This window comes from Halobacteriovorax sp. HFRX-2_2, from assembly GCF_043196705.1.
In the GTDB taxonomy this organism is placed as follows: Bacteria; Bdellovibrionota; Bacteriovoracia; order Bacteriovoracales; family Bacteriovoracaceae; genus Halobacteriovorax_A.
The window spans coordinates 916286-936628 of the sequence record NZ_JBEBMT010000002.1; the positions used below are offsets into that span (position 1 = coordinate 916286).

General features: G+C 36.9%; 25 protein-coding genes. 14 read left to right on the forward strand and 11 right to left on the reverse strand.

What is annotated here, in order from left to right:
• Nucleotides 1–133 precede the first annotated feature (133 nt).
• The gene (locus tag ABMA79_RS09720; protein WP_393092226.1) at nucleotides 134–580 is read left to right on the forward strand and encodes a GNAT family N-acetyltransferase; all 447 of its coding nucleotides are present in this window, start codon (nucleotides 134–136) and stop codon (nucleotides 578–580) included.
• Here the strand turns inward: ABMA79_RS09720 and ABMA79_RS09725 are convergent.
• Nucleotides 577–1242, reverse strand: coding sequence for a hypothetical protein (locus tag ABMA79_RS09725; RefSeq protein WP_393092229.1), 666 nt, complete (start codon nucleotides 1240–1242; stop codon nucleotides 577–579). The genes ABMA79_RS09720 and ABMA79_RS09725 overlap by 4 nt on opposite strands.
• A gap of 238 nt (nucleotides 1243–1480) precedes the next feature.
• On the opposite strand from ABMA79_RS09725, the gene ABMA79_RS09730 reads away from it, so the two are divergent.
• Together ABMA79_RS09730 and ABMA79_RS09735 are read left to right on the forward strand one after the other, a co-directional pair.
• On the forward strand, nucleotides 1481–1852 hold the full coding sequence (locus ABMA79_RS09730) for a tRNA-binding protein (RefSeq protein ID WP_393092232.1): 372 nt from the start codon (nucleotides 1481–1483) through the stop codon (nucleotides 1850–1852).
• 17 nt (nucleotides 1853–1869) lie between these two features.
• Entirely contained in the window at nucleotides 1870–2277 is a 408-nt protein-coding gene (locus tag ABMA79_RS09735; protein ID WP_393092235.1) for a GFA family protein, read from the forward strand.
• A 17-nt stretch (nucleotides 2278–2294) separates the two neighbouring features.
• Here ABMA79_RS09735 and katG read toward each other — a convergent pair whose 3' ends face one another.
• Nucleotides 2295–4421 carry a catalase/peroxidase HPI gene (katG, locus tag ABMA79_RS09740; protein ID WP_393092238.1) on the reverse strand — a complete coding sequence of 709 codons (2127 nt, stop codon included), beginning with the start codon at nucleotides 4419–4421 and terminating at the stop codon, nucleotides 2295–2297.
• A gap of 194 nt (nucleotides 4422–4615) precedes the next feature.
• On the opposite strand from katG, the gene ABMA79_RS09745 reads away from it, so the two are divergent.
• From ABMA79_RS09745 to ABMA79_RS09755, 3 genes are read left to right on the forward strand one after another with little or no spacing between them, the layout of a single operon-like run.
• Entirely contained in the window at nucleotides 4616–4951 is a 336-nt protein-coding gene (locus ABMA79_RS09745) for a hypothetical protein (protein WP_393092241.1), read from the forward strand.
• Between the two features lie 14 nt (nucleotides 4952–4965).
• A complete protein-coding gene (locus ABMA79_RS09750) occupies nucleotides 4966–5589 on the forward strand; it encodes a DUF6151 family protein (protein ID WP_393092243.1) in 624 nt (207 codons plus the stop codon).
• The gene (locus ABMA79_RS09755; RefSeq protein ID WP_393092245.1) at nucleotides 5589–6311 is read left to right on the forward strand and encodes a phosphatase PAP2 family protein; all 723 of its coding nucleotides are present in this window, start codon (nucleotides 5589–5591) and stop codon (nucleotides 6309–6311) included. Before ABMA79_RS09750 ends, ABMA79_RS09755 begins: the two co-directional genes overlap by 1 nt.
• A 53-nt stretch (nucleotides 6312–6364) precedes the next feature.
• On the opposite strand, the gene ABMA79_RS09760 is transcribed toward ABMA79_RS09755, so the two are convergent.
• Nucleotides 6365–7111: an endonuclease I family protein gene (locus ABMA79_RS09760; RefSeq protein ID WP_392860002.1), complete on the reverse strand. Its 747-nt coding sequence runs from the start codon at nucleotides 7109–7111 to the stop codon at nucleotides 6365–6367.
• 244 nt (nucleotides 7112–7355) lie between these two features.
• Here ABMA79_RS09760 and ABMA79_RS09765 point away from each other — a divergent pair, with 244 nt between their 5' ends.
• From ABMA79_RS09765 to ABMA79_RS09775, 3 genes are all read left to right on the forward strand, one after another.
• Nucleotides 7356–7673 (forward strand): hypothetical protein, encoded by a 318-nt coding sequence (locus ABMA79_RS09765; protein ID WP_393092248.1) that lies wholly within the window; start codon nucleotides 7356–7358, stop codon nucleotides 7671–7673.
• A gap of 79 nt (nucleotides 7674–7752) precedes the next feature.
• The gene (locus tag ABMA79_RS09770) at nucleotides 7753–9729 is read left to right on the forward strand and encodes an ATP-binding protein (protein ID WP_393092251.1); all 1977 of its coding nucleotides are present in this window, start codon (nucleotides 7753–7755) and stop codon (nucleotides 9727–9729) included.
• Between the two features lie 158 nt (nucleotides 9730–9887).
• Complete coding sequence (locus ABMA79_RS09775) at nucleotides 9888–10118, forward strand: hypothetical protein (RefSeq protein WP_393092254.1); 231 nt, start codon at nucleotides 9888–9890, stop codon at nucleotides 10116–10118.
• A gap of 30 nt (nucleotides 10119–10148) precedes the next feature.
• Here the strand turns inward: ABMA79_RS09775 and ABMA79_RS09780 are convergent, their stop codons facing one another.
• Complete coding sequence (locus ABMA79_RS09780; protein WP_392860009.1) at nucleotides 10149–10442, reverse strand: hypothetical protein; 294 nt, start codon at nucleotides 10440–10442, stop codon at nucleotides 10149–10151.
• 103 nt (nucleotides 10443–10545) lie between these two features.
• On the reverse strand, nucleotides 10546–10890 hold the full coding sequence (locus ABMA79_RS09785; protein WP_393092256.1) for a hypothetical protein: 345 nt from the start codon (nucleotides 10888–10890) through the stop codon (nucleotides 10546–10548).
• A gap of 138 nt (nucleotides 10891–11028) precedes the next feature.
• On the opposite strand from ABMA79_RS09785, the gene ABMA79_RS09790 reads away from it, so the two are divergent.
• From ABMA79_RS09790 to ABMA79_RS09800, 3 genes are all read left to right on the forward strand, one after another.
• Nucleotides 11029–11487, forward strand: coding sequence for a VOC family protein (locus tag ABMA79_RS09790; RefSeq protein WP_392860011.1), 459 nt, complete (start codon nucleotides 11029–11031; stop codon nucleotides 11485–11487).
• A gap of 47 nt (nucleotides 11488–11534) precedes the next feature.
• Nucleotides 11535–12749: a chloride channel protein gene (locus ABMA79_RS09795; protein WP_393092259.1), complete on the forward strand. Its 1215-nt coding sequence runs from the start codon at nucleotides 11535–11537 to the stop codon at nucleotides 12747–12749.
• Nucleotides 12750–12868: 119 nt separating this feature from the next.
• Nucleotides 12869–13738, forward strand: a complete 870-nt coding sequence (locus tag ABMA79_RS09800) for a hypothetical protein (protein ID WP_393057827.1) — start codon at nucleotides 12869–12871, stop codon at nucleotides 13736–13738.
• 59 nt (nucleotides 13739–13797) lie between these two features.
• Here ABMA79_RS09800 and ABMA79_RS09805 read toward each other — a convergent pair whose 3' ends face one another.
• The 5 genes from ABMA79_RS09805 to ABMA79_RS09825 all read right to left on the reverse strand — a co-directional run bounded on the left by ABMA79_RS09805 (nucleotide 13798) and on the right by ABMA79_RS09825 (nucleotide 17622).
• Nucleotides 13798–15087: an ectonucleotide pyrophosphatase/phosphodiesterase gene (locus tag ABMA79_RS09805; RefSeq protein ID WP_392860016.1), complete on the reverse strand. Its 1290-nt coding sequence runs from the start codon at nucleotides 15085–15087 to the stop codon at nucleotides 13798–13800.
• Between the two features lie 70 nt (nucleotides 15088–15157).
• On the reverse strand, nucleotides 15158–15340 hold the full coding sequence (locus ABMA79_RS09810; RefSeq protein ID WP_392860017.1) for a hypothetical protein: 183 nt from the start codon (nucleotides 15338–15340) through the stop codon (nucleotides 15158–15160).
• Between the two features lie 96 nt (nucleotides 15341–15436).
• Entirely contained in the window at nucleotides 15437–16426 is a 990-nt protein-coding gene (locus tag ABMA79_RS09815) for a YceI family protein (RefSeq protein WP_393092262.1), read from the reverse strand.
• A complete protein-coding gene (locus ABMA79_RS09820) occupies nucleotides 16407–17063 on the reverse strand; it encodes an inorganic pyrophosphatase (protein WP_392860019.1) in 657 nt (218 codons plus the stop codon). The genes ABMA79_RS09815 and ABMA79_RS09820 overlap by 20 nt, the downstream gene beginning before the upstream one ends.
• A 94-nt stretch (nucleotides 17064–17157) precedes the next feature.
• Nucleotides 17158–17622 (reverse strand): hypothetical protein, encoded by a 465-nt coding sequence (locus tag ABMA79_RS09825; protein ID WP_393092265.1) that lies wholly within the window; start codon nucleotides 17620–17622, stop codon nucleotides 17158–17160.
• Nucleotides 17623–17736: 114 nt separating this feature from the next.
• On the opposite strand from ABMA79_RS09825, the gene ABMA79_RS09830 reads away from it, so the two are divergent.
• Both ABMA79_RS09830 and dtd read left to right on the forward strand, forming a co-directional pair.
• A complete protein-coding gene (locus tag ABMA79_RS09830) occupies nucleotides 17737–19668 on the forward strand; it encodes a hypothetical protein (RefSeq protein ID WP_393092268.1) in 1932 nt (643 codons plus the stop codon).
• Nucleotides 19668–20102 (forward strand): D-aminoacyl-tRNA deacylase, encoded by a 435-nt coding sequence (gene dtd / locus ABMA79_RS09835; RefSeq protein ID WP_393092271.1) that lies wholly within the window; start codon nucleotides 19668–19670, stop codon nucleotides 20100–20102. Before ABMA79_RS09830 ends, dtd begins: the two co-directional genes overlap by 1 nt.
• Here dtd and ABMA79_RS09840 read toward each other — a convergent pair whose 3' ends face one another.
• The gene (locus ABMA79_RS09840) at nucleotides 20103–20324 is read right to left on the reverse strand and encodes a hypothetical protein (protein ID WP_103219125.1); all 222 of its coding nucleotides are present in this window, start codon (nucleotides 20322–20324) and stop codon (nucleotides 20103–20105) included.
• Nucleotides 20325–20343 lie beyond the last annotated feature (19 nt).

Sequence of the window (20343 nt, forward strand, 5' to 3'; positions counted from 1 at the left end):
AAAGTGACATGATGTGCAAAGGTACTAGATAATATTTACTTACAAGGGCTTAGGGGGTTTTGATTGTAAAGTATTGAAATTTAACAATCTAAATGTGTACGTTTTAAAATTTTATGATATATTCTGCGTCCTTATGAATCATTATGAGTATAAAGAATATTCGCAAATCTCTGATGAGGTCTTCGAAATCGTTTCCCAGACGAATTCTCAGATCTTTAGTACGCCGTATTGTGTCGACAGAATGTACTCAAAAACAAAAGACTGCACTAAGTTTCTTGCACAATTTTACTTTGATGGAAGTCAGCCAATCGCCTTTAAAGTTGGCTATGATTGTGGTGATTATTTCTATAGCTGGGTAGGTGGTGTTGTGCCATTTTATCGTGGTCAAAAATTAGCGACAAAGTTGATGGAGAGGCAACATGAGTGGGCCAAAGAACAAGGCTTCACAAAGGTTCGTACTCACACTGATGCTCGCTATCCTGAAATGATTGAACTCAATGAAAAGTTTGGTTTTAGATTAGTTGATACGAGAATTAAGGAAAATCAAATAGAGCAGTTAATTCTCGAAAAAAATCTTTAATAGAATGGATCATTGATATAAGTTTCTAAAATTCTTTTCTTTCTAAGTTTTGTCGCATCACTATCTGGTAAGTACTCTAGTAAGCTAAGAACATTTGTAATTCCTGTAAGTGCTTTTGTAACACCATTCATAACTTTATCTCTGCCGGTAGAGACTCCATATCTTTGACGGTAAAAGAAGTAGCGATCTTTCAATAACTGGGATTGTCCAAGTTCTGTGACGGAAGTTGTTAAGTTGAATTTAAAGATAGCATCAAATTTTGTAAGTCTTTTAAGTTTTAGATCTCTATGGTCTAAATCCTTTAGAGAGTTTCTTAGCACTTTAGCAATATAGGCTCTCAAGAATCTTGAACCAGTTGAAATTTTAGTTCGATTCTCATCATAGCGTGCACTTTTATCGAGAAAGAATGTGACATGAAAATGTCCTTGGGACTCAATCTCAACAAGTTCTTCTGGGTATGTTAAGTTTTGTTCTATTTTAGTAAATATGCGATTTGCTTTTGCTAGTCCAATATTCGAGTTCGTTGAAATCTTTGCTTCGTCTAGACTTAAGTGTTTTGGATCAATGGATAAGTCTGAAAGCTTTAACCCTTTTGTCTTAAACTTTTTTGAGAAATTCTTTTGTATAGATTTCTTTTTTTGTTTTAAGGATTTCACTTTCATTTTGATCGGTTCTCTATGTGTGATTTTTTTTATTTTATGATTCTTTGAGTAGGTAAAGAGGAAGAGTGCATGAAGTAATAAGGAGATGATGAAGCTTAATTGAAATTTTCTCATTACATCTATTTTATTTCTCAAACGTAAAAGCTGTGGTTTGTTCTCTGTCATTTTTGTGTGAAGATTAATTATTTGGTGACCATTCGTTTTTCTTGTATAATTTAAGAAACTAGAAAGGATATTTATGCATTTAGATTTTGAACCGAGTGCGCCAGCTCTCACCGATATAGATTTTAGTAAATTTTTAGAAGTAGATATGAGAATAGGTGAGGTTATAGAAGCTGAAGACTTTCCTGAAGCAAGAAAACCTAGCTATAAACTCAAGATTGATTTTGGCCCAGGTGTAGGTATTAAAAAATCAAGTGCTCAGATCACTGTCCACTATAAGAAGGAAGAACTGATTGGAAAGAAGGTCTTGGCCGTCGTTAACTTTCCTCCAAGGCAAATTGGAAAGTTCATGTCAGAAGTTCTCGTTATGGGATTCTCTGATTCAAATAATGATATCGTCCTATTTAACCTCTATAAAGATGTGCCAAATGGAGCGCGTCTACATTAGTCCAAGGGAGAGTTTTAATGAGCAATATTCATAAAGGTTCATGCCTATGTGGCACTATTGAATTTGAAGCAGAAGGGTCTTTTGATAACTTCTTCCTATGCCATTGTAAGTATTGTCAAAAAGACACGGGTTCTGCACACGCTGCAAATCTCTTTGCAAGTGATATGAAGTTCAAGTGGTTAAGTGGGGAAGGAAATATTCAATCTTACCGCTTACCTGAAACAAGGCATGCTCGCAGCTTTTGTAAGACATGTGGATCAGCTGTACCTGGAGTTTATAGTGAGGGGAAGCTTGTGGTCATTCCGGCCGGATGTCTTGATACGCCAGTTGACATTAAGCCTAGTGCACATCTTTTTATTAAAAGTAAGGCAAACTGGGATAATGATTTAGAGAGTGTTTCTAAATTAGAAGGTCTACCTAGTTAGGCAGACCTTCAGTATATTTATTTTTTCAACTCAAACCTATCAAGATTCATCACTTTATTCCAGGCCTTAACAAAGTCATTTACAAATTTTTCTTTTGAATCATTTTGACCGTATACTTCTGAAACTGCTCTAAGCTCCGAGTTTGAACCAAAGATTAAGTCCGCACGAGTCGCTGTCCATACAGACTTTCCTGAAGTAACGTCAATACCTTCAAATAATTCGTTATCACTATCTTTTGCCTTCCATTCATAGTTCATATTAAGAAGATTAGTGAAGAAGTCATTCGAGAGAACACCTACTTTATCAGTGAATACACCATGCTTTGAATTGTCATGGTTTGCTCCTAGTACACGAAGGCCACCTACAAGTACTGTCATCTCAGGAGCTGTTAATGTTAGTAGCTGTGCCTTATCAAGTAGAAGCTCTTCTGTTGCAACCGTAAACTTTGTTTTCAAGTAGTTTCTAAAACCATCAGCTTCTGGTTCAAGAACAGAAAATGATTCAGTATCAGTAAGCTCTTGCGTTGTATCCATACGTCCTGGTGTAAATGGAACTTCAATTTTTACTCCTGCATCACTCGCTGCTTTTTCGACTCCTGCACACCCAGCAAGAACAATCACATCAGCAAGAGAAACTGTTTTATCAAATCCTTTTTGGATATCTTCAAGTGTCGCTATAACTTCATTTAGCTCTGATGGCATATTAACGGCCCAGTCTTTTTGTGGAGCAAGGCGAAGACGTGCTCCATTGGCACCTCCACGCATATCTGATCCTCTAAAGCTTGAAGCTGATGCCCAAGCCGTTCTAACCATTTGAGAGACAGTTAGAGGAGAGTTTAGAATTTGATTTTTTAGTTCTGCAATATCGATTTCATTTACTAGTTCATGATTAACAGCAGGAATTGGGTCTTGCCAAATTAGATCCTCTCTAGGAACTTCTGATCCAAGGTAGCGAGTTTTTGGGCCCATATCCCTGTGTGTAAGCTTAAACCATGCTTTTGCAAAGTTCTCTCTAAACTCTTCTGGATTATCTTTGTAGCGTCTTGCAATTTTTTCGTATGCTGGGTCAAAGCGTAGTGAAAGATCAGCTGTTGTCATCATTGGACGATGCTTTTTTGTTTTATCGTGAGCGTCCACAATCATATCTTCATCGGCCACATCTTTTGCAAGCCATTGCCAAGCTCCAGCTGGAGACTTTACTTTTTCCCATTCGTATTTAAAGAGAGTTGTAAGATATCCGTTATCCCACTTTGTCGGGTTTGGTTTCCAAGCACCTTCGATACCACTTGTGATTGTGTCGCCACCTTTACCTGTACCAAATTTATTTTTCCATCCAAGGCCCATTTGTTCGATTGGTGCAGCCTCTGGTTCTCGTCCAAGATTTGAATCTGGTGCAGCTCCGTGACATTTTCCAAATGTATGTCCTCCGGCAACAAGTGCAACAGTTTCTTCATCATTCATTGCCATACGTGCAAATGTTTCACGTACATCTATACCTGAGGCAACAGGGTCTGGATTGGCGTTTGGCCCTTCTGGGTTTACATAGATAAGCCCCATCTGAACAGCTGCAAGTGGTTTTTCAAGTTCACGCTCTCCTGAGTATCTTTTATCACCAAGCCACTGGGCCTCTGTTCCCCAGTAAACATCTTCTTCCGGTTGATAGATATCCTCACGTCCACCTGCAAAACCAAATGTTTTAAATCCCATTGATTCTAGAGCGCAGTTTCCTGCAAGGACAAATAAGTCGGCCCATGAGATTTTGTTTCCGTATTTTTGTTTTACTGGCCATAAGAGTCTACGGGCCTTGTCGAGGTTTCCATTATCTGGCCAACTATTAAGAGGAGCAAATCTTTGGTTTCCTGTATTGGCGCCTCCACGTCCATCTGATGTTCTATATGTACCGGCGGCATGCCATGCCATACGGATGAATAGAGGACCGTAGTGTCCGTAATCTGCAGGCCACCAGGGTTGTGAGTCTGTCATTAATGCGAAGATGTCTTTTTTTAGTGCACTAAGATCAAGTGAGTTAAATTCTTTTGCGTAGTTAAATTGTTCACCCATTGGATTAGCAAGTTCTGAGTGTTGTCTTAAAATGTTAAGTCTTAGGCGATTAGGCCACCAGTCATTATTATTAGTTCCCCACATAATTTATGCTCCTTTGATGAGTAAATAATTTCTTATTAAATTATATATGAAGAATATTTATTAACATCTTTAATTTTTATTTATATTTTTGAATTTGATTTTTGCCAGAACGTCTTAGGAATTCTTATAATTAAACTTCAATTACAAAAGGTTTTTATATGCGATGCGTATTAATGCTATTGGCAGTTTTTTTAATGAATTTATCCTATGCTTCAATCAGCTCCAATAAAAGAGTAGATGGACTTCTTTGCGCTGTTGAATCAGCAACTTATTATAAAAGAGTTCTAGAGTTTCAGAATTTAGAAGTTGATAAGTATAGGCATTGTACTGTCTCTTGCATCGTTGGTATCGAGTGTGGAATCAGCTCTTCAGCTATCATAGGTGTCGCAAAAGAAATTTATGATTTATTTGGTGGGGGCCATGCGGAGTGGCGTGATCTCTTTGCCAATATTAATGGCCTTCGCTTAAGTCAACGAGCTGATATTCAAAATTTTGAAGATTGCTCTGCTTCCTGTAAGAGTATTTATTAAGAAGGATATATAAGGTGAATAAAGAGATCATTTCCCTAAAGTGTGAATGTGGCGCAGTTGAAGGCGAGTTAACAATTAATAAAAGTCTGAGTAATCATGTTGTTTGCTGTTGTGATGACTGTCAGACCTATGCTCAGTACTTAGGTCGTCGAAACTTATTAGATGAGTTTGATGGTACAGAGCTCTTTCAAACAGCACCAAGCTATATAAAGATTACGAAAGGCCATGAGCATATCTCATGTTTAAGGTTAAGTCCTAAGGGGCTTTATCGTTGGTATGCAGGCTGTTGTAATTTTCCAATGGTAAATACTCTTGATGCAAAAATTCCATTTAGTGGCGTTGTTAGCGCTTTTGTCTCTGATGAAGAAAAGTCTAAGCTAGGTGATATTCAATCTTATAATATGATGAAGTATTCGTCAGTTGAGCACAAGAGTTGGCCAAAAAAAGGCTTTTTAAAGTTTTCTAAAATGGCAGGCTTAATTCTTCTAAAGCTCATCTCAATAGGATCTATATTAAGATTAACAAAGCCTAACTCATTCTTTGATATGGACTCTGGCCTACCAAAGGTCGAGCCTCAAATTCTTTCAAAAGACGAGAGAGAATATACACGAAGTAAAATTGCACACCTTGGTAAATAATGAGTTTCAGAAAAATTTTTATTTCAATTTTATTATTAAGTAGTTTTCAAAAAACGTTTGCAAATGAATGTGGAAGTTTTCTTTCCGATCTGACGGCACCGATCTGTACTGACGCTAAGTATATCTTTTGGACGGGGACAGGGATCACTTTAGGACTGCGTCTTCTAAAAGAATATAAAGGTATTGATGAAATTCAAAAGCGTGCTGCTCAAAAAAATCATCTTAAAGGTCTTGGACAATTTGGAGGTGATATTGGCTACGGTGTCTTAAATGGAGCCTATATCATTGGTCAATACTTTTGGGGAGGAAGGCTTGGAAAAGAGCGTGCATCACATATGTTACAAGCGACGGCCTATACTGTAGGGACGACTGTTGCTTTAAAGACTACAATAGATGAATCGAGACCTGGTTATCCCGATGAAAAAGACTCTTTCCCTTCAGGACACGCCTCTGCTTCCTTTGCCTTTGCATCAGTTGTGACGGCACAACATGGATGGGGATGGGGCTCTGCTGCTCACTTGGCCGCAATTTTCATTTCATTTAGTCGTTTAAATGATAGTTGGCACTACCTACACGATGTCACGGCGGGAATGACGATTGGATTAAGTTATGGTTGGGGGATTTATTTTAACCATGTTGAGTATAATAAGCCTTATTGGTTGAGTGTTCTTCCAACAGCTAAGTTAGATGGCCTAACTCTTAGCTTTTCTCAAAGCTTTTGAAATAAAAAAGGGCACTTATTAAGCGCCCTTTTTTTAGATATATAAAAATAATTTTAGAAATCAGTAATTCTTGAAACTAGATCTGGAGCATCGATAAATGGGTTTCTATTACCCTGGATGTCTTCAATTCTGTCATTTCTTAGACGTTCTTCTTCATCTACTGGATCTAGCTCATGCCACTGACGTAGAGTCTCTTCCATTTGTGAATTGATTTTACGATCATAGCGAACTGCAAAGTAGAACATTGCTCTTGCAACATTTCCTTTGTGGTAAGTTGGTGGCTCGTAAGTGTTTCCATCAAACTTAGAAGCTGGGCAGTAGTCTAGTCTTGAGTTCTTAGCGTCTACCTTTCCAAAGTTATAATTCCCACGTGTGCTATTTGCTCTGTTTTGAGAAGGGTATAGGTGGTGTAGATCACCAACTTGATATCTCGAAAGGGCACCGCGATCAAATTTTGATTGTGGCCATGTGTGCTCGCAATTTACAACTTCATGGTTAGGAATTCTTCCCTTTCCAATTTTACCTATGCGAGGAGTTGAGTTTGTGTAAACCTCGTCACAGTATACATCGCGAATATAAGCTGCATTCCCATTGTCTCTCTCAAGGTGAAGAGTTCCAAATAGGTGCTTTCTTGCAGTTTTGTAAGAGTTTCTAGTGTGTCCCTTAGTTGTTAGTCTTTCAAGGTCGTAGCGAACGCCAACAGAAGTATTTGAGCTTGCTAGGATTGCCTTAGCTTTCTCGAGGTTAGTCGATGAGTATGCGCAAAGGCAAAGTGCGGATACAATTAGAAGTTTAAACATTCAATTCTCCAAGTGTTCATTTTTGTGTGTGTAAAAATGTTATAGTTTAAGAGTATTAAATTGTCTAATGGTTAAAATTAGTCGGATCTAATGCATAAGGTGTTTTATCGTAATATTAGATGGTTTGCGTAGCATCATGAAAAACTCTTATTCCAGTGATCGAATCTATTCATTTTTTTTATTAAATTGAATTAACTAAAGTCTCCTTATCCAAAATGATTTGGATTTGCTTAAGGAGAGTATTATGAAAAAGTTAATTTTAGGTCTTGCAGTTGTATTGAGCTTTTCTAAAGCGGTATATGCTGAAGCAGTTATAATTCCACAAAGTTCGATAAATTTATACGTTGGTTCTTTTTCAAATATGGAAGCTGAATTAAAAGCAAAGATCTTTGAGGCCGCTATTGAAAAGTGTGGAGAGTTAGACAATGCACGTATTGGTCGAACTGATATTCAACTAACTCTAAGTAGTGTTTTTAAATTACCAATTCAAGGAAGAGATAATGTGATTGATGGTTCTTACCCTCAAGTAAGCGCAGTTACAGACATTACTTGTTACAAGTAAAGATTAGTTAATAATAGTGCTAATAAGTACGTAAGAATCTTAAGTTAAGTTTGCAGCAAGCAAGGTCGATTTGTTTGCTGTGAAACTTGGCCTCTCTAAAATCTCATTAACAATACTCGTCTTAGGAATATCATTCCTTTCCCTCCTATATTATCAAAGAGAGCAGTTCTTAAGAGATAAGTATGATGAAGAATTTAAAAGTAGCGCTCAGGAGATTATTTCAACAATCCAAGCAAATCGTGTGGTTCGCGGCGAGGCCTTACTTGCAATCTCACACTTCTTTGCTTCATCTTTAAACGTTAATGAGTGGGAATTTAATAATTTTACAAAAACAACTTTGAATAAGCTTAATATTTCAGCCATATGTTATAGCGGAGAAAATGGAACCCTCTATGAAACGCTACAATCGAAAGGAAAGACTTGTGGTAAGTTTGGAAAAAATAATAAGGTCATCTTTGATACTGCAACATCAGATATTATCTTGCAAGAATTTGTAAGCTCTGTTGATGGAACAAAGGGGAGGGCCTATATGATATTCACGTTCTCCTCTTTATTACCTGAAAGATTTAAAAGTGATACGAACTCAAATTATCGAGTAAACCTTGATGTTGGTTATGGGGATGGTGATAAGAATTATAATTTTTATCGCCACGAAGAACCATTTGCCACTGATGGAAATACTAATTACTACCTGACAGTATCTGGGCCAAGAACTTTATCAACTCTTACATTCTCTTTTGATTATATTGTTAACCTTGCACTTTTTTTATTCATCATTGTCTTAACGGTTTATATCATCGAAACAGGAAGAAGAAGAGAGTATCTCATCTCTAAGAAGGTAAGAAGGCAAGAAGAGGCAATTAAAAAGCAGTATGAAGAGTTGGGAAGGCAAAAGAAGCTTGTTAGTCAAAATGAAAGATTGGCCTCGATTGGGATATTAGCTGCTGGTATTGGTCATGAAATTAATAACCCATTAACAATTATTCTTGGCCATTTAAAATCGCTCAAAAAAAGAATGGGAGAGAAGAATGTCAAGGAGCTTTTGGAGAAGGTTGAAAAATCTGAAGTGGCAGCTCAGCGAATAGAAAAGATTGTTTCAGGGCTTAGAAAGTTTTCAAGACAGGCCCAAGATGAAGAGCCTACTGATTTTAGTGTGGTCAGTGTTTTTGAAGATACAGTATCAATGCTTAAGGATTTCTATGATAAGGATAATATTCATTTGAATCTCTATATGAATGTGAATGAAAAGGCATTGATCAAAGGTGAGAGAGGAAAGTTTCAGCAGGTTCTAATCAATCTTATTTCTAATGCTAGAGATGCGGTAGAAGGTAAGGATAATGGAAAAGTAAATGTTATTGTTAAAGAAAATAATGAACGAATAACATTTAAGATTGAAGACAATGGGCACGGCATCAGCGAAGAGGATCGAGGTAGAGTTTTTGATTTATTCTATACGACTAAGGATATAGGTAAGGGGACAGGAATGGGACTCTCTATTGCCCATGGTTTTATAAAGGATGAATTTAACGGAAGGATGACGTTGAAGAGTGTTGTTGGAATAGGGACTGTATTTAAAGTCTCGCTGCCAATACATTATGGACAAGAGGTATCATCTTCACAGGAGAGTAATGTGGTAAGCTTGAGTGATTTTAAGATGAAGTTTCGTGCAATAGTTGTTGATGATGAGGAAGGCATTAGAGATCTCCTCGAAGAGATATTACAAGATATTGGTGTCACGGTTTCCTTAGCTGAAAATGGCAAGGTTGCATATGATATGTACGTTGCAAGTCCTGAAAGTTATGATCTCATTATTACTGATATGAAGATGCCTGTTATGAATGGCCCTAAGTTAATAAAGAGTATTAGAAGTAATAAATTAATTGAACAGCCCCGAATTCTTATTACTACAGGTTGTGTAAATTTAAATCTCGAAGGCGAAGATAGGGAAGCCTCAACTATGGTTGATGGATTTTTATATAAGCCTTTTACAGAAGAAGATATCGTACAAGAAATTTCTAAGGCCATGCGAGGAGTTACTGAAAAGAAAGTTGCTTAAAATTAAGGTCTCATTAGTAAAGTGTTATGTTTTTGTTAAGTATGTTAAGTTTTGAATAAGTAATTGCCGGGCCCTTTCGCCGCATATAGAAGTGGATTACAATAGAATAGTAAAACGAATGAATCGTTTACACAGTTTAAGAAAATTAGGAGTGTAGGATGAAGCGTTTATTTATTCTTGCTATTTTCTTAACTTCGCCACTTACTTTTGCAACTAATGAGAGAAGAATTAATAGTTCTGAAAATTACAATGCGCCAAAGAGTAAAGTGAATGAATTAAGCAATTATGCAAATGGAAAAAAAAGTCATCAGAGAAAGAACTACAAGAGAAGCTTTGATGATATCCAGGATTACCGAGAGGTACTTCAGTCAGAAACAAGAGAACGTTAAAAAAAAGGCTACTTAAAGTAGCCTTTTTTATTACATTAGTGAAAGTTCGAAACTTACAACATCACATCTTTCATCAATTACAGTATCCAGTTTAAATGCACCAGAATAAGTATTGAAATAGGCCGAGTAAAGATCTTGGCCATCTGCATTTATCCCGACAAATGAAATATTTGTTTGGTACTCGTTATAAACTTCATCATAAGATACTGCTAACTCTTGAGCTAGAATATCCATTGATTGAAGCTCTACTTCAAGACGACATGAAGCATATGTGCTTGATAGTGCAATAACAGAAACTAATACAAGTTTAATTAGTGATTTCATAGGGACTCCTCAAAGTGATTTTAAGGAGCTTATATGAATTTTGTTTTAATCGGTCAATTATCATTGAGTATGTATGAAAAAATTAATGCAATCTTGATAAACATTAGGGAGACTGCATAATACTCTTAACTTGCGATTGAATATCTTTAAATTGTTTTGAGTTGAAATCAATATTTTGAACAGCACTATCAACACTTAGGTCTACATTACCATTTGCAATTTGCTGAGAGGCCAGCTTTCTACCTAATTCACTTAATTGGCCCCACTCTTGATCTGGCATTGCCGCAAGTTTTGACTTGGCCTGCTCAGCTTCGTGCTTTCCAATAATTCCTCTTGCAACCATTTGGTCAATCATTGAAACGGTCGTATTTCGATCAATCTGTTCTGCGAAGACAAAGGTAGATAGTTTAAGTGATAAAGTAACGATAAATAGCCTTAAATATTTCATATTGGGCCCTCTTTAAAATTATGCAGAAATTATAAATGGGAATTAGATTTGACCAAAAACTAACGAAATTTTAGTACTTTATATGAGTGAGACTTGTTAAAGTAGAGGAAAATTTGACAACTAATTATGGAGGTTGGAATGAAGTTTCTCCACACAATGGTTCGTGTAAGTAATCTAGATGAAAGTATGGACTTCTATTGTAATAAACTAGGACTCAAAGAAGTTCACCGTATTGAAAGTGAAGCTGGGAAATTCTCTCTAGTGTACTTAAGTGCACCTGAAGATGAAGAGAAGGCATTAGTAGAACAAGCTCCACTTATTGAGCTAACTTATAATTGGCCTGATGAAAATGGCAACACTGAAAAATTACCAGAAAGTAGTCGTAACTGGGGCCATCTAGCATTTCGTGTCGATGACATTTATGAGACATGCCAAAAGCTTATGGATCAAGGTGTGACTATTAACCGTCCACCAAGAGATGGTTATATGGCCTTTTTAAAATCACCTGATGATATCTCTATTGAGCTACTTCAAAAAGGTGAGCCTCTTTCTCCTGCTGCTCCTTGGAAGGATATGGAAAATACAGGTTCTTGGTAAAATTCATAATAATAGACGCTGCTATATTTCTAACTTAGAATAGAAATATGGCAGCAGAAATTAGTAATGATAGTCGCAATCTAAAGTATTATTTTTCCTTTATTGTTTTAGGTGTCCTTACGGGGATAGCTTCTTCTGTCTTCTTACACCTACTAAAATTAGTAACAACTCTTCGATTCAAATATAGCTTTCTCATTTATTTTCTACCAATAGCGATGGTAGCAGTTAATTTTTGCTATAAAAAATGGTCTCCGATTAGTGAGAAGGGAAATAATCTTATTATTGATGAAGTCCATCATCCTAAAAGAGATATTCCGCTAATCATGATACCCCTGATTCTCTTTTCGACGTTGATCTCTCACTTATTTGGTGCAAGTGTTGGGCGAGAGGGAAGTGCTGTGCAGATGGGGGGAGCAATTGGAAATTATTTAGCAAAATTATTCAATCACTCAAAAAGAAAGAGGGCGGTTCTTTTAATGGCGGGATGTGGGGCCGGATTTGGTTCTGCTATTGGTGCTCCTTTTGCTGGTGCTATATTTGGGATTGAAGCAATTTACTTAAACGCTAGGATAAAGATATCGACTTTTCTTGAGTGCCTAATCGCTTCTTATATTGGTTTTTACACAACACATCTATTATATGCGCCACACTCAAATTATATTCGATTCACGTATTTAGGTTTTTCATGGAATTTGGTCTTGTATGCACTCGTTGCTGGAGCTGCCTTTGGCCTAGTTGCAAGACTATTTGTCCTTACTGTTGAGAAATCAAAAGGTAAAATAAAGTCATTTGGTAGGCCACTACTCATAACATTTCTAGGTGGTTTTGTTTTATTACTATTCTACTATATTCTTAATGATTTCTATAAGCAGCGCTATACAGGGCTAGGGATTGAAGTTATTCAACAGGCACTAATAGAAATCGTATCCGTTAAAGATTTTATTTTAAAATTTATTCTCACAGCAATTTCACTCGTTTCAGGAATCAAAGGGGGAGAGTTCACTCCACTTGTTTATATCGGAACAACAATGGGCTCTTGGATGTCGTCGATTGTTTCAATTAATCCTAACTTTCTTGCGGCCATTGGTTTTTGTGTTGTCTTTGGAAGCGCTTCTAATACGCCCCTTGCATGTATTGCCATGGGTGCAGAAATCTTTGGATATGAGCTACTGCCTTATCTTGCTATTGCCATGATTATCGGACAAATCGTTTCGGGTAAAGAGACCATTTATTCAGCACAGATTGTTAAGAAATTTAAATAGTTGACCAAAACACTTTCTAACTAAATCTGGCAAGTTAATTTTTTTTCTTCACAGAGTGTTTTTTTAATTTCTATAATAACTTGTTTATATTTATTTATGTACTTTCAGGGAGGAAAGAGATGAGAAAATCAACGCTATTGATTGCTCTTTTTGCTGCAATCTTTTCAATGCAATCTTATTCATGTGATATTCACGGAAAAACAGGAATCATGCCAGAAAATGATCTTTACCGTGGTGTTGATGCACTAACAGGTAATGGAATGACTGAAGAGTTATTCAATATCATTATTGATCGTGCAAACGAAGTTTACGCACCAGTTGTTGAAACTGAAGGTGCAACACTTAAGTTTCACCGTAAATGGGAAGATGGAACAGTAAATGCTTACGCTAACCAAGGTGGAGGTGTTTGGAATGTTCACATGTTTGGTGGTCTTGCTCGTCACGAGCTAGTATCTCCAGATGGATTTGCTCTTGTTGTATGTCACGAACTAGGTCACCACCTAGCAGGTGCTCCAAAAATCAAAAGATTTTGGATTCCATCATGGGCATCAAACGAAGGTCAATCTGATTACTGGGCATCACTTAAGTGTTTCAGAAGAATCTTCCAAGATGACGACAATGCACGTATCGTTTCTAAAATGGATATCGATCCAGAAGTTGAATCAAAGTGTAATGCTGTATGGTCTGATTCAAACGAAAATGCTCTATGTAAGAGAATGGCACAAGCTGCTAAGGGTCTAGCGACTCTTCTTAACTCAGGTCGTTCAGTATCTTTTACAACTCCAGATATGTCTGTTGTTAGAAAGACTGATGACAAGCACCCAGCTGGTCAGTGTCGTCTAGATACTTACTTCCAAGGTGCACTATGTGACAAAGACCTAAACGATGACGTATCTAAGACAGATGCTCTAGCAGGTACTTGTAACAGAGTAGATAGCTACGAAACTGGTATTAGACCACTATGTTGGTATAAGCCAAAAAATATGTAATTAAATTTTAAATTATATATAAAAAGAAAGGCAGGTTTTAAACCTGCCTTTTTTTATTTCTATTGATTGATGACGTCTTGAATTGCTTCGATCTTTCCATCGATTTGATAATGATTATCGAGTCCTAAAACTCTTAGAATCAGAGGGAAGATATGAATATTCTCTTTTGACTCTGCTATATAGTTTTTCTTAAAGTCTGGACCCTGAGCATAGAAAATTCCATGCATATCCATATCACTAAACTGATCCCAACCATGAGTTGCTTTGGGGTAGCTAAAGTCTGTGGCAGCAATCCACCAGCCAGAATTAGCGATACAAGCAATTGATCCAACTCGAACATTATTTCTAAAGTTTAGTTTTTCTGGAGTGTTGTCTTTGTTGTAGCATTTGAAATTTTCGGCCTTAGCATTTAGCGCGACGATATCTTTTTCGACATTTCTCCCCTTGGCCTTTAGATAGAATTGAGTAATTGGACCAGCTCCATAAACTCGATAATCTTCTTTTAACTGCATGAGATCATCATTTTTTAAGATGATTTCTTTCTTCTTCTCATCGACATTCTTCATTCCATGATCAGAGACAATGATAATATTTAAGTTTGGCGCAAGCTTAGTTGCTTGAGTAATAAATTTTTCTAATGTTGCATCAACTTTAGCGATGGCCTCCTTAACTTCTTTAGACTCTGTCCCGTGATGGTGGCCAGCAGAGTCTACGTCAGGAAAGTAGAGCGTCATAAAGTATGGCCTTTCCTTTGGTGGCAACTTTAGCCACTCTAGAACTTGGTCAACACGATCCTGGTGTGGCATCGAGTGAATATAATCATACCAATATGAAGGCCTGATACCTGAGATATCAGCTTCTGAGCCAGGCCAAAATAGTGTTGCTGTCTTTAGTCCTTGCTCCTCTGCTGCTACCCAAATCGTAGGAGATAGGTAGAAGTTCTTATTTTTAACGGCCTTACGATCTTTAAGTGAGTAACTCTGCTCAAGGTCTGGTGCGTAGAAGTGATTTGCCACAATCCCATGATTCATTGGATAGGAACCTGTCGCAATTGATAAGTGATTTGGAAAAGTTTTTGTAGGGTATGAAGGAATAAGACTCTTAAGTTGAGTTCCTTCATTTGAAAATTTTGATAAGAATTTTGGTTGATACTTCTTTGTGTAATCGTAGCGGTAGCCGTCTAGGGAGATCAGAAGAACTGGATTGATATTTTGTAGTTCTTCAACAGAAGCTGTGTTCTGATTTGATCGTTCAATATGATAACTATTCTTATATGTTGAACTGTTCTTTGTACAGGCCGTGTACGAGAATAGCGATATTAATGCTAATGGTACGAGTAACTTTTTCATTGGTTAATCCCTTGTAAATCAATATTTACTTAAATTGTAAGGGATTAACCGTGTTCTTGTATATTAGGAATTAATAACAGTTATAATCATCAAAATCGATATCTGAAAATCTGAATTTTAATGTTCTAATATGCTCAAGAGGAATATCGTATTCTTGACGAAAAAGACCATCTAAATCTTTCGTAAAAATAATTCCTTCTTCAACTCTGTATTCAACTGCTTCAATTGTCATAACATTTATCTCCTTCTTCATGGAGAAATTTTAAGACAATTAGCTAAAGGTGAACAAGTAAAGATTTTCTTAAGAAAAGCTCTAAAGCCCCGTTTCTTAAGGTTATCTTAAGGTTCGTTAACGGTTGAAAAGTGGGTGAGTTCCTACACCCGTGTATTCACTAGTGATGTAGATACATGTCACAATAAATGATGTTACGATTACAGTTGATAGTAGGAGTGTAACATTTTCTGACATTCCTTTCTCTTCTAAATAATTTACGAGTTTGGCCTGTCCCCAGATTCCAAAAACGATCGTGATAACAAAGAGAATACCTGTCGAGACAAGTGTTAGGACGATATTTGAAATTTCAGTATAGTCACTATCTGGTGCAACATTGGCCGTTGTGTTCTTAGTGATCTTACCATTTGGAAGAATGAGTGCCCCTCCGGATGTCTTAGCATCCAGAGAGACGTTTCTTCTTACTGAGTTTGTTGGAAGGTAAAAGCGAGAGAAGGCCGGCTTATCATTTGATTGATAGGCTTCAATTGTAAACTTAATGATTACTTCTTCACCAACAACCACGCCACCATCAAAGTTCTTACTCCAGTTAATGCCGAAGTCAAAGCGATTGATTTTAAAGCTACCTTCGAAGTAGATCCCATCTTTATTTGTCCAAGGGTCTGTACGCTTACCTAAGTACTTAAGGCTTACAGGCACAGTCTTCGTTTTATCTTTTACTGTAAGAGCAAGCTTTGCATCGGCCTTATTATCTTTTAAAACAATGGCCTCAGCATTTTTAAATTTAATAATTGGAAAGCTTTCTGCATTAAAGAATTCGTTCTTCTTTAAATGCTGGTCTCTCTTCTTATCAAAAGTGTTGATACTTTTAACGATAATCTCACCTTGAAGGTCAGTGATCTTATTTTCATCTTTTTTAAAGTAGATCGTATAGTCATCAAATTGGCCTTCAACATCAGTTAATGCCATATACTTAATGCTAAACTTAAGCTTAGAGTGCTCTTTATTTACAATATAAGATGAGCCAAAAGTATTAAGGGAAATTATTAGAGCAAAAAAAAGGTGCCCAACAAGGCACCCTTTATAATTATTTAACAAATTTTTCATTATAGTCTTCTACACCGAGGTTAATAACTTTCATTGCAGTTTCTGCATTGTATGTTTCTGTAATTTCAACTTTAGCTTCACCTTCTTTTACAGGGATTTCCTTGTAAGTTAAGAAGTAGTGCTTAAGTTCTGCAAGTACTGGAGCTGGAACTTGATCGATATCAGTGATATGTCCAAACATTGCATCGTCTTTTAGAACAGCAATAATTTTGTCATCAATTTCACCACCATCAAGCATTCTGAAACCACCAACTGGAATACAGTTTACTAGGATGTCACCTTGAACAATATTCTTTTCAGCAAGTACACAAATATCGATTGGGTCAAGATCACCAACAATTCCTGTGCGTCCTGTTTCTTCTTGAGCAAAGTTTGCAGATTTTTCATCTGAGTATGTACGTGGGATTAGTCCATATAGTTGTGGAATAATATTTGAGAACTTCTGTGGGCGATCAACCATTAGGTAACCGCTTTCTTTATGAACTTCATATTTCACACGGTCATTTGGAGTAATTTCGATATAAGCATTAAGAACTTTCTTATCTTGATCGTCCCAAGTCTTGATACCATGCCATGGATTTGGCCTAAACATTTTTCCATATTTCTCTAAGAAATCATTAAGTTCTGAGTTAGTCATTATTAATCCTTTTTGTGAATATTTTGGCAATAACTTAGCACAAAGAGGATCGTCTAGGAAGTTTTATCAGGCCCAATAAAAAGCTGTTTTGTGGCTATTTTGAAAAGAAGCGAATGATCTCTGCAAATGCACTTCGAGGGCCATTTGCTCGTTTTCTTACATCGTTTTTGTTGAGTTCGCTAATGGCATGAGCGCTATGCGTCGTTGCGTTGAGAATGCCGATTTTTGCCTCGATATCATCAAGAATTTTCTTTAAAAAGGCTTCTTCTTTTGGATCAAGTTCATCTGATCGAAAGAGAACGTTGGCCAAATGATGGAGTTGGCTTAGGTGAGCAGGGTAGTTTACTTTATGAATGAACTCATCAGGGCGATGTCTTTGAACAAGATCTTCTTTAAGCAGTGCTCTATCCTGTTCTTCAAGTTTTGCATTGAGAATGAAGTCTTGGATAAGGGCCGTTTCCTGCTCGGAAACAATATTGTCAAGGTGTGTCAGAGAAACTAGTGTTCTCCACATATTTAGGAAACTTTCGTATTTCTTTTCATCGCTTAAGCTATTCATTGAATTATCTTAGCACAGCAGCAAAATCAGGTGTTTAGGCATGATACTCTTTGCCTAGTGAACGAGAGACTATAAAGAAGGTATAATTTTAGGGACGGGCGGTAGTGTAAATTTATGAAAGTCGAAGATTACTCAAAGAAAATTACTCAAATGAATCAAGAGCAGCGTAAGCAGCTCAATCACATTCGTGAAGGCTACCAGTCTAATTTACAAAATATTCAAGATAAGAATGCTCATAAGGTTGATAATATCAAACATGAGTACGCCAAGAAGCAACAGGCGCTTATTGCAGATAATCAGGAAAAGCTTGATGAGGCCGCAAAGAAGGCCAAGCTTGCAATGACCAAGTCAAAAGAATTCTTTCGTGAAAAGAATGATCAGATTAGAGAAGACTTCCATAAAACTTCAACTGAACAAAAATCGAAATTCGATGAGAAGCTTGCCAACCTAAAGCAGGCCTATGCTGATACAATTGAACAAAGAGATACGACTTATCAAACTAACCTCGAATCACAAAATAAGAGATCACAAGAGCGCATCGATCTAAATCAAGACCGCTTTCAGGATACAATCAAGCAGCTAAGTGAGCACACGACAGAATCAAATCAGAAATTAAATGCCGACTTCGCCGCCCGCGAAAAAGCACAAGTGAGAAGAAATCGTGAGCAGTTAAATGAGCTTAAGTCACAATTTTCACTTGAGAATCGTGACCTCAAAAATGCTGCGGATAAGAACCTTAGAAAGGTTGTTGATGAAGGTAAAAGGCGTGAGGACTTTCTAGTCGCTTCAAAAAAGAATGCCCTTGAAGAAGCAAATCAGTCTTATCTACGTCAAGTAAATGAGAAGCAGGCTGGGGTCGATCAATTGGCCCGTGAGCTTCATATGAAGACTCAAAAGTCGTTACAAGATCAAAGACTTAGTCATGAGAAAGAGGTTTCTGATTTATTGAGAGATCAGATCAGTAAGAGAGAAGATATCAAAGGTGATCACGACCTTGATATCGCGCGCTTTAAAAGCTCTCAGTCGATGAATCAAATGGAGCAAAGAGGTGTTGAAGATAAATTTCAACAAAAGATCGATCGCCTAAAGCAGCTTAACTCTGCGATCATTAAAGACTTTGAAGATAAGCTTGTTGAAAAAGATAATGCTGTGACAAAAAGAGTTAAGGATCAATCTCGTGAACAACAGGCCCGCATGGCCGAGTTTAAGAATGAAACAAGAGCAAATGCTGATGCTATTCAAGCTCGTTCTCAACGCCAGCACGAAATAAAAAAGTCTCAATACAATAGAAATATCACTCATGAAAAGAAAGTTGCTGAAGATAATGTTGTTCAGAAAGAGAATCAATTTCGTGAGCTAATGGATAACCAAAGAGACCACTTTAGAGATAATTTGATTCGCACAGAAGAAAAAAATCTTGAAACAGTGAAGTCTCTCCAAGACTCTTTTAGAGCAGAAAAAGAAGAGATTAATACTCGCAACCATGAGATGTATGCGGAGACTCTTAAGTCGCATCGTCAAGAGATGGATAAGAAGATTTCTGACATTCAAGCTTCTTATGAAGGTAAGTTTCAATTACAAGAAGAGCAGTTGAAGAAATCTATCGCTGATGCAGAAGAAAAACTCTATATGCTAAGAACTTCTTCTAAGAGAAAGCAGCAATCTGAAAGTGAGTTCTTTCAAGAGCAGTCTCGAATGCAAAGAACTGAAATGAAAGAAAATATCGTCCATATCAAGGATCAGTATGAAAAGAAGTTTCAAGCGCTTCGCGATGACTTTAATACTCGATTGAAAATGGTAAAGAGAGAGAATGAAGTAAAATCATCTCGTATGACTCATAATCATAATCTTGAAAAGCAGAAGATGACAGCTGATCACAACACAGATATGAGAAGAAAGCTTAATCTTGCTCAAAAGAAGTTAGAGAGACAAATGAGTGACTCTCAAAGGCTTAGAGATCAACTTGTTTCAAGCTATGAAGAGAAGATTAAGAACTTAAAAAAACAATATGAATTAAAACAAATTGAAGAGTATAAGCAGAGTTAATGAAAATAGTTGTCCAACGAGTCTCAAGTTCCAATGTAAAAGTAAATAATGAAGTAGTTGCTCAGATTGAGCGAGGACTTCATTTGCTAGTTTGTATCGAACATGAAGATAGTCAGCAAACACTCAAGAAAGCAGCAGATAAGATTTTGGCCTTAAGAATCTTTGCAGATGAGCAAGGACGCATGAATCGATCTGTTGTTGATATCCAAGGAAGTATCCTTGCTGTTTCACAATTTACACTTTCGTGGAATGGTAAAAAGGGTAATCGCCCAAGCTTTGATGGAAGTGCAAGGCCAGAGATTGCAAGTAAGATGTTTAATGAATTCGTTGAGGTACTACAAAGCAGCGTCCCTGTAGAGAAGGGAGTATTTGGAGAAAGCATGGCCGTCGAAATACATAACGACGGGCCAGTAACTTTTCATATTGAATTTTAATTAAGCAGTAACTTTAGATTTAGATCCTTCTTTTTCTCTCTTCTCCATTCTAACTGCTGTTTTCCAAATTCCAGCAAAGATGAAGGCAAAGATCACAAAGAAAGTCATAACGTGAAGAACTTCAATCGTTAGAGAAGATGCGATATATGCTGTATCTCTAACTGGCTCTAGCATTTCACCTTTAGGAACAATAGACGTCTCGTAAACTTTAGTGTTTTCCATGGGGTCTCCGTTTAAGTAG

Bases quoted from the DNA above. Each gene is read 5' to 3' on its own strand.
- ABMA79_RS09720 (WP_393092226.1), top strand. From the start codon at position 134: ATGAATCATTATGAGTATAAAGAATATTCGCAAATCTCTGATGAGGTC.
- ABMA79_RS09800 (WP_393057827.1), top strand. From the start codon at position 12,869: ATGAGAAAATCAACGCTATTGATTGCTCTTTTTGCTGCAATCTTTTCA.
- ABMA79_RS09795 (WP_393092259.1), top strand. From the start codon at position 11,535: ATGGCAGCAGAAATTAGTAATGATAGTCGCAATCTAAAGTATTATTTT.
- dtd (WP_393092271.1), top strand. From the start codon at position 19,668: ATGAAAATAGTTGTCCAACGAGTCTCAAGTTCCAATGTAAAAGTAAAT.
- ABMA79_RS09755 (WP_393092245.1), top strand. From the start codon at position 5,589: ATGAGTTTCAGAAAAATTTTTATTTCAATTTTATTATTAAGTAGTTTT.
- ABMA79_RS09825 (WP_393092265.1), bottom strand. From the start codon at position 17,622: ATGAATAGCTTAAGCGATGAAAAGAAATACGAAAGTTTCCTAAATATG.
- ABMA79_RS09760 (WP_392860002.1), bottom strand. From the start codon at position 7,111: ATGTTTAAACTTCTAATTGTATCCGCACTTTGCCTTTGCGCATACTCA.
- ABMA79_RS09810 (WP_392860017.1), bottom strand. From the start codon at position 15,340: ATGAAGAAGGAGATAAATGTTATGACAATTGAAGCAGTTGAATACAGA.
- ABMA79_RS09730 (WP_393092232.1), top strand. From the start codon at position 1,481: ATGCATTTAGATTTTGAACCGAGTGCGCCAGCTCTCACCGATATAGAT.
- ABMA79_RS09780 (WP_392860009.1), bottom strand. From the start codon at position 10,442: ATGAAATCACTAATTAAACTTGTATTAGTTTCTGTTATTGCACTATCA.
- ABMA79_RS09805 (WP_392860016.1), bottom strand. From the start codon at position 15,087: ATGAAAAAGTTACTCGTACCATTAGCATTAATATCGCTATTCTCGTAC.
- ABMA79_RS09790 (WP_392860011.1), top strand. From the start codon at position 11,029: ATGAAGTTTCTCCACACAATGGTTCGTGTAAGTAATCTAGATGAAAGT.
- ABMA79_RS09785 (WP_393092256.1), bottom strand. From the start codon at position 10,890: ATGAAATATTTAAGGCTATTTATCGTTACTTTATCACTTAAACTATCT.
- ABMA79_RS09765 (WP_393092248.1), top strand. From the start codon at position 7,356: ATGAAAAAGTTAATTTTAGGTCTTGCAGTTGTATTGAGCTTTTCTAAA.
- ABMA79_RS09840 (WP_103219125.1), bottom strand. From the start codon at position 20,324: ATGGAAAACACTAAAGTTTACGAGACGTCTATTGTTCCTAAAGGTGAA.
- katG (WP_393092238.1), bottom strand. From the start codon at position 4,421: ATGTGGGGAACTAATAATAATGACTGGTGGCCTAATCGCCTAAGACTT.
- ABMA79_RS09725 (WP_393092229.1), bottom strand. From the start codon at position 1,242: ATGAAAGTGAAATCCTTAAAACAAAAAAAGAAATCTATACAAAAGAAT.
- ABMA79_RS09735 (WP_393092235.1), top strand. From the start codon at position 1,870: ATGAGCAATATTCATAAAGGTTCATGCCTATGTGGCACTATTGAATTT.
- ABMA79_RS09820 (WP_392860019.1), bottom strand. From the start codon at position 17,063: ATGACTAACTCAGAACTTAATGATTTCTTAGAGAAATATGGAAAAATG.
- ABMA79_RS09830 (WP_393092268.1), top strand. From the start codon at position 17,737: ATGAAAGTCGAAGATTACTCAAAGAAAATTACTCAAATGAATCAAGAG.
- ABMA79_RS09775 (WP_393092254.1), top strand. From the start codon at position 9,888: ATGAAGCGTTTATTTATTCTTGCTATTTTCTTAACTTCGCCACTTACT.
- ABMA79_RS09815 (WP_393092262.1), bottom strand. From the start codon at position 16,426: ATGAAAAATTTGTTAAATAATTATAAAGGGTGCCTTGTTGGGCACCTT.
- ABMA79_RS09745 (WP_393092241.1), top strand. From the start codon at position 4,616: ATGAATTTATCCTATGCTTCAATCAGCTCCAATAAAAGAGTAGATGGA.